The organism is Hydrogenophaga sp. 70-12 (assembly GCF_001897365.1).
Classification (GTDB): Bacteria; Pseudomonadota; Gammaproteobacteria; order Burkholderiales; family Burkholderiaceae_C; genus Hydrogenophaga; species Hydrogenophaga borbori.
In genome coordinates this window covers 1-6,599 of sequence record NZ_MKSS01000359.1, presented here as the reverse complement: position 1 = coordinate 6,599, position 6,599 = coordinate 1, and the positions used below count along the sequence as shown (strand labels likewise).

Sequence of the window (6,599 nt, the reverse complement as noted above, 5' to 3'; positions counted from 1 at the left end):
GCAGATGACCATCGAGCGGCCCGCGTCGCGCTCCTCCTGCGACAGCACGTAGTCGTGGTGCTCGATCTCGCCCTCAAGGACCGTGGTCTCGCAGGTGCGGCACAGGCCCTCCCGGCACGAGCACGGAACGCCGATGCCATGGGCTTCCAGCACGTCCAGGATGCTTTGGTTCTGCGGCACCTGCAGGCGCAGGCCGCGCCGGCGCAGTTCGACCTCGAAGGCGCCGCCGGGACCCGCCGCTTCGGCGCCGGGCGCGGGCGCCGAGAAGTACTCGAAGTGCAGGCGCTCGGGCGGCAGGTGCGCGCCCTGGGTCCGCACGGCGTCCATCAGCGCGCTCGGCCCGCAGCAGTAGACGTGCTCGCCCTCGCGCACATCGGCCAGGGCCTCGCGCACGTCCAGCGCCGCCCCGCCGCACAGGGCGTCGAAGTGGAAGCGCACCGCGGCGCCGTGCTGGCCCAGGGTGTCATAGAAGGCCGCGCGTTGCGGGCTGCGGGCGGCATACACCAGCCGCCAGGGGCGCTGGTGCGCGATGCACCAATGCACCATGGACATGATGGGCGTGATGCCGATGCCCCCCGCCACGAACAGGTAGCTGTCCAGGTCCGGGTCCAGCCGGAAGTGGTTGCGCGGCGCGCTGGTCTCCAGGCGATCGCCGCAGCGCAGGCTGCGGTGCACGAACGCCGAGCCGCCCCGGCTGGCCGGCGACAGGCCCACGCCGATGACGTAGCGATCGCGCTCGCGGCAGTCGTTGCTGATCGAGTAGTGGCGCACCAGGCCGCCGGGCAGCCGGATTTCCAGGTGCGCCCCGGGCTCGAAAGCGGGCAGCGGGGCGCCCTGCGGGTCCCGCAGCTCCAGCAGCAGCACGCCGCAGGCCTCGGCCCGCACGTCGCTGACCTGGAGCACCAGGCCGTCCTTCTGATTCGACATCGCGCGCCTCAGGCCGTGGCCCGCTGGGACACCGGCATGGCCACCGGCTGGGCCGCGGACTTCGCTGCCTGCTGCTCGGCCTTCACGCGCTCATCGAACACCCAGCGGAAGTGCGACAGCGCCGCGTCGGCACCGATCGCCAGCATCTTGAAGTCGGGGTCGGCGTCGAGCAGCTTCTGCTGCCCTTCGATGAAGGCCTTGTCCTCCATGAAGCCTTCCTCGATGCTGTTGCGCAGCGAGCGCGCGATGTTGGGGTCGTCGAGGTCGAAGTCGTGCAGGTAGTTCCAGAAGAAGTGGGTGCTGCGCCGCGTCTCCGGGGTCATGAACTGGCAGTTGCAGTAGCTGCGCGCGCCATCCTTGTTGCCGTCCTTGAGGCCGCTGCCGGCCGGCGCGAAGGTGGTGTAGAGGAAGAACATGCCGGGGATCTGCATGTGGCCGATGTTCTTGCGGTCCACCTTGTCCGTCTTGTTCGGGATGACCTTGCGGTGGTAGGGCGGCGGGTCCGAATCCAGGTGCCAGCGCTCCACGCGAAAGCCGTCCTCCAGCCGCTCGATGGCCACCGGCTTGGTCTTGTAGGCGTACTCTTCCGAGCCGCCCAGCGTATTGGTGTGCACGAAGGCCAGGTGCGCGAAGTCGCTGAGGTTGTCGACGATCAGCATCCAGTTGGCGTCGTAGTGCATGTAGTCGGGGATGCCGCGCCAGGCCGGGTCGCGCATGGCCGGGAAGTCCACGATCTTGGCCGGATCGGCCTGGTCCTCGTCGCCCATCCAGATCCACACGATGCCGTCGCGCTCGACCACCGGGTAGCTGCGCACGCCGAGCTTGGGCGGCACCCGTTCCTGGCCCGGGATCTCGATGCACTTGCCGGACGGGTCGAACTTCATGCCGTGGTACATGCAGCGCAGGCAGTCGCCCTCGATGCGCCCCAGGTCCAGCGGGGCGGCCCGGTGGCAGCAGCGATTGTCCAGCGCCACGACACGACCGCTGTCGCCGCGGTACAGCACGACCGGCACCTCCAGCAGCGTTCGCGCCAGCTTCCTGCCGTCGATGAGGTCGTGCGACCACGCCGCGACGTACCAGCAGTTCATGAGAAAAATCCCGTCCTTGTGTGCCATTGCTTCTCCTGATGTGGGGTTGATCCAAGCGTTTGGATGGCGCCGAGATTAGGGTTCGCCAGCCCTGGCATCTACGGGGTCTCGGTGGACACACTGTCCCCTGCGCTGGACAATCGACCCATGACGAGCAACTGGGACGACTACGACCTCTTCTGCCACGTGGTCGAGCACGGCAACTTCTCCGCGGCGGCGCGCGCGCTGGACCGCCCCAAGTCGAGCCTGAGTGCGGCGGTGATCCGCCTCGAAACCTCGCTGCAGGCCCGCCTGCTGGAGCGCACCACGCGCCGGCTGCGCATGACGGAAGCCGGCGAAGCGCTCTTCCATGGCATGGGGCCGCTGTTTGCCGCGCTGCGCGAGGCCCACCTCGCGGCCCTCGAGCAGCGGCAGGGCGTGAGTGGCACGCTGCGCATCGCTGCGCCCTACGAGTTCGGCGCCGAGCACCTGGCGCCGGTGGTGTGCGCGATGATGGATCGCTACCGGCAGCTGCGCATCGAACTCGACGTGCACCATGCCTCGCTCAATCCGCTGGAGCAGGGCCACGACCTGGCGTTCGCGATGCTGGAGTCGGCCTTGCCGGCCTCGACCATCGTGGTGCGCCGGGTGATGTCGCTGGAGCGAAAGCTCTACGCCGCGCCCACGCTCATCAAGGCCCACCGCTCACCCAGCACGCCGCGGCAGCTGGCCAAGATGCCCATGCTGGCGGGCCTGAGCGACACCGAGTGGCGCTTCCGGGGCCCCGATGGCGGCACCGAGAGCATCACCCTGCAGTCGCCCCGCTTGGTCAGCGGGAACGCCGACGTGCGGCTGCAGGCGGCCATCGCCGGCCACGGCGTGCTGCGGGTGGCCGAGCCCTTCGCCACGCCCGCCATCGGCGCGGGCCTGCTGCAGCGCCTGCTGCCGGACTACAGCTGCGACCCGCTGCGCGTGTACGCCCTGTTGCCGGCCAAGCGCCTGATGCCGGAGAAGGTGCGGCTGTTCCTCGAGATGCTGGAGCAGCAGGTGCGGCAGGACGTGACCGGCCGGGGCAGCCTCATGGGCTGGACCAGCCGGCGGCTCATAGGCGCAGCGCCTGAGGCAGCCACAAGGTGATGGCGGGCAGGGCGATCAACAGGCCCAGCCGCACCAGGTCCACCAGCACGAAAGGCATGACGCCGCGCCAGATGGCGCCCGTCGGCACTTCCGGCAGCATGCTGCGCAGCACGAAGACGTTCATGCCCACGGGTGGCGTGATCAGGGAGATCTCGGCGACGCAGACGATCAGCACGCCGAACCAGACCGGGTCCAGGCCCATGTGCGTGATCAGCGGAAAGAAGATCGGCACCGTGAGCAGGATCATCGACAGGGTTTCCATCGCCGCGCCGAGCACCACGTAGATCAGGCAGATGCCCACCACTACCATGAGGGGCGACAGCCCCAGGTCCATGACCGCGTCGCGCAGGTCGGTGGGCATGGTGGTGTAGTTGATGAAGTTGGCGAACAGCGAGGCGCCGATCAGGATGGTGAAGAGCATGGCCGAGGTGCGGCCCGATTCGCCCAGGATCTCGATGAGCCGACCCCAGGACAGGGTGCGCCGCAGCGCGGCGAACAGCAGGCCGCCCATGGCGCCCACACCGGCGGCCTCGGTGGCGGTGAACAGCCCGCCGTACAGGCCTCCCATGACGACGCCGAACAGCAGCAGCACCGCCCACACCTTGCGCAGCGCCTGCCAGCGCTCGCGCCAGGGCGTGTGCTCGCCCGGCGGGCCCAGTTCGGGCGAGCGGGCCGTGACCACCGCCGCGGCCACCATGTACAGCGCCATCGCCAGCAGGCCCGGCAGCAGGCCGGCGGCGAACAGGGCGCCGATGCTCTGCTCGGTCATGATGCCGTAGATGACCAGGATCACGGACGGCGGAATCAGGATGCCCAGGGTGCCGCCGGCGGCGATGGTGCCGGCGGCGAAGGAATCGGCGTAGCGGTAGCGCCGCATCTCGGGCATGGCCACCCGGGCCATGGTGGCCACGGTGGCGAGTGAGGAGCCGCAGATCGCGCCGAAGCCTGCGCAGGACACCAGCGTCGACAGCGACAGCCCGCCGCGGCGGTGCCCGAAGAAGGCGAACGAGGCGCGGAAGAGTTCGCGCGACATCCCGGCCTGCGTCACGAGCTGGCCCATAAGGATGAACAGCGGCACCACCGACAGGGTGTACTTGGCGACGTCCAGCACCTCCGTGGTGGCCGAGGCGCCGGCCGCCGGCCAGCCGCGCATGAAGCCCATGCCCACCACGCCCACGATGCCCATGGCGAAGGCCAGCGGCACGCGCAGGAACATCAGCAGGAAGAGGCCCCCGAACCCGAGCATGGCTTCGTTCATGGGGTGGCCTCCGGTGGGGTGTCGTCGATGGAAGGGGCTGGCGCGAACGCCAGGCCCAGGTGCATCGCGGCCGTCAGCAGCAGCAGCGCCGCGATCGCGTAGTGGAAGTTCGCCAGCCCGATGGACAGGATGGGCGTGGTGTCGCCGTACGAGGCGGTGCGGGCCGCCCGCGCGAACAGCAGCACGCCGATGCCGGCGAGGATCGCCGCGCAGCACAGGTCGGCGAGCCGGGACTGCAGGTGCTTCAGGCGGGCGGGCAGCCAGGGATCGAACAGGTCGAACAGCACGTGCTCGCCTTGGAGGGAGGCCAGCGGCAGCCCGGCGAACACCGTCACGAGCATCAGCAGCTCGACCAGTTCCACGACACCGGGCAGGCCGATGCCGAGCAGCTTGCGCGCGACCACGTCGGCGCATTGCAGCAGCATCATGGCGAAGATCGCGGCGGCCACCGTCCAGGTCAGCAGCGTCTGGATCCGCGCCGTGACCGCGATCCGTGGGGCGGGCGCGGCCGCCGGCGCGGCGGGGCTCGCGAGCATCAGCGCTGCTGCTTCGCGATTTCGGCGCGAAGCTCCTGCAGGACCTGGGCCGCGTTCGGCAGGCCTTTCTGTTTCGCCGCGTCCACCCATTGCTGCTCCAGCGGCGCGGTCTTCTGCCGGATCGCCTCGATCAGCGCTGGCGAGGAGGGCGAGGAGTCCACGCCGATGGCGTCCAGCGCGGCACGGCCGCGCTGGTCGGCGGCGTCCCACTCGCGGCCGATGCGCCGGGCCAGCGGTTCGCCCGACAGCTTCTCGATGGCCGCGCGGTCGGCGGCGGGGAGCCGGCCCCAGGTGCCTTCGTTCATGAACATCGCGAAGCTGGTGTTGTAGAGGCCGCCCGGGATGTTCGTGCGGTACTTGATGAACTTCTCCAGGCGGTACACGGGCACGGATTCGGCCGGAAAGAAGACGCCGTCGACCACGCCGGCCGACATCAGCTCGTAGGACTCCACCGAGGGCTTGAGGATGGCGCTGGCGCCCAGGGCCTGGGCCACGTCCTTGACCATGCCCCCGCCTACGCGGAACTTCAGGCCGCCGAGGTCCGCGAGGGTCTTGATCGGGCGCTTGGACAGGTAGATGTCGGCCGGCCCGTGCGTGAAGACCGAGAGCACCTTCAGGCCCTTGTGCTCCTTCGCGAAGGCGTCGTGGCGCTCGAAGATGCGCTGGTAGGCGACGGAGGTGATCTCGGCCGAGTGGCCCAGGAAGGGCAGTTCGGCCACCGAGGTCAGCACGAAGCGGCCCGGCGTGTAACCGTGGATGCCGAAAGACAGGTCGGCGAGCCCGTCGCGCACCGCGTCGAAGGTGGCGGCCGGGCCCGCCACCGGCTTGGGCAGGATGTTGCAGCTCACGCGCTTGTCCGTGGCCTGGGCCACGTCGTCGCACCACTGGCTGACGGCCTTCATCACGGGATGGGTCTGCGGCACGAACATCGAGGTCGTGAGCACCGTCTGCGCCGACGACAGCAAGGGCACCAGGGCCAGTGCGAGCAGCAGCGTGCGAGGGGTCGCCAATTTCATGGTGTTGTCTCCTGGAGAAAGCGGCACGGCTGTGCCTCGTGGGGTAAAGGGTCGTCAGGCCAGCGCGGCGGTCGCGGCCTCTTCGCCCGTGGCCATCACGCCGATGGAGCAGCCGCAGGCGAAGATGGGGATGGGCTCGTAGCACCAGACCTCGCCGGTGTGGCCTGCGCAGGCGCCGGCCACCGCGATGAAGGTGCGGATCTCGTAGCCGCCCTGGCCGCCGTCGCGCTGGGTCTCTTCGTCGGTGTAGGCGCACAGGGCCTCGCGGTCGTTGCGCGTCCAGCGCGCCAGGAACTCGCGGTCCCAGGCCTCGTTGATGCGCCCGGAGTCCGGCGTGCAGGGCCAGTGCGAGATGCCGCCGGTGCCGATCAGGGCGACGCGCGCCGGCATGGCGTCGGCGGCGCGCCGGATGGCCTCGCCGAGCGCGTAGGCGCGCTGCAGCGGCGCCAGCGGGGGGCCCTGGCAGTTGATGTTGACCGGAATGATGGGCAGGTCGTTCTGCGGCACCAGGTGGTGCAGCGGCACCATGATCCCGTGGTCCAGCTTCCACTCCTCGCAGAAGCTCAGGTCCACCGTGGCCGACATGCCTTCGATCAGCTGCAGCGAGAGCGCGCTGTTGCCGGGCACGCGGCGGCGCGCAATGCCCAGCCACTCGGGG

At 69.8% G+C, this 6,599-nt stretch carries 7 protein-coding genes; 1 reads left to right on the top strand and 6 read right to left on the bottom strand.

Going from position 1 to position 6,599, the window contains the following annotated elements:
- Positions 1 to 927 (bottom strand): PDR/VanB family oxidoreductase (locus BGO22_RS18485; protein ID WP_286852140.1); only part of this gene is annotated, 927 nt, incomplete at its 3' end.
- Between the two features lie 8 nt (positions 928 to 935).
- Entirely contained in the window at positions 936 to 2,042 is a 1,107-nt protein-coding gene (locus BGO22_RS18480) for an aromatic ring-hydroxylating dioxygenase subunit alpha (protein ID WP_286852138.1), read from the bottom strand.
- 120 nt (positions 2,043 to 2,162) lie between these two features.
- On the opposite strand from BGO22_RS18480, the gene BGO22_RS18475 reads away from it, so the two are divergent.
- Positions 2,163 to 3,131 carry a LysR family transcriptional regulator gene (locus BGO22_RS18475; protein ID WP_070400739.1) on the top strand — a complete coding sequence of 323 codons (969 nt, stop codon included), beginning with the start codon at positions 2,163 to 2,165 and terminating at the stop codon, positions 3,129 to 3,131.
- Here the strand turns inward: BGO22_RS18475 and BGO22_RS18470 are convergent.
- From BGO22_RS18470 to BGO22_RS18455, 4 genes are all read right to left on the bottom strand, one after another.
- Entirely contained in the window at positions 3,097 to 4,389 is a 1,293-nt protein-coding gene (locus BGO22_RS18470; RefSeq protein ID WP_286852135.1) for a TRAP transporter large permease, read from the bottom strand. The genes BGO22_RS18475 and BGO22_RS18470 overlap by 35 nt on opposite strands.
- Positions 4,386 to 4,925, bottom strand: a complete 540-nt coding sequence (locus tag BGO22_RS18465) for a TRAP transporter small permease (protein WP_204743234.1) — start codon at positions 4,923 to 4,925, stop codon at positions 4,386 to 4,388. Before BGO22_RS18465 ends, BGO22_RS18470 begins: the two co-directional genes overlap by 4 nt.
- On the bottom strand, positions 4,925 to 5,941 hold the full coding sequence (locus BGO22_RS18460) for a TRAP transporter substrate-binding protein (RefSeq protein ID WP_204743233.1): 1,017 nt from the start codon (positions 5,939 to 5,941) through the stop codon (positions 4,925 to 4,927). The genes BGO22_RS18465 and BGO22_RS18460 overlap by 1 nt, the downstream gene beginning before the upstream one ends.
- Before the next feature lie 54 nt (positions 5,942 to 5,995).
- The coding region (locus tag BGO22_RS18455; protein ID WP_286852132.1) for a DODA-type extradiol aromatic ring-opening family dioxygenase at positions 5,996 to 6,599 on the bottom strand (604 nt) is incomplete at its 5' end.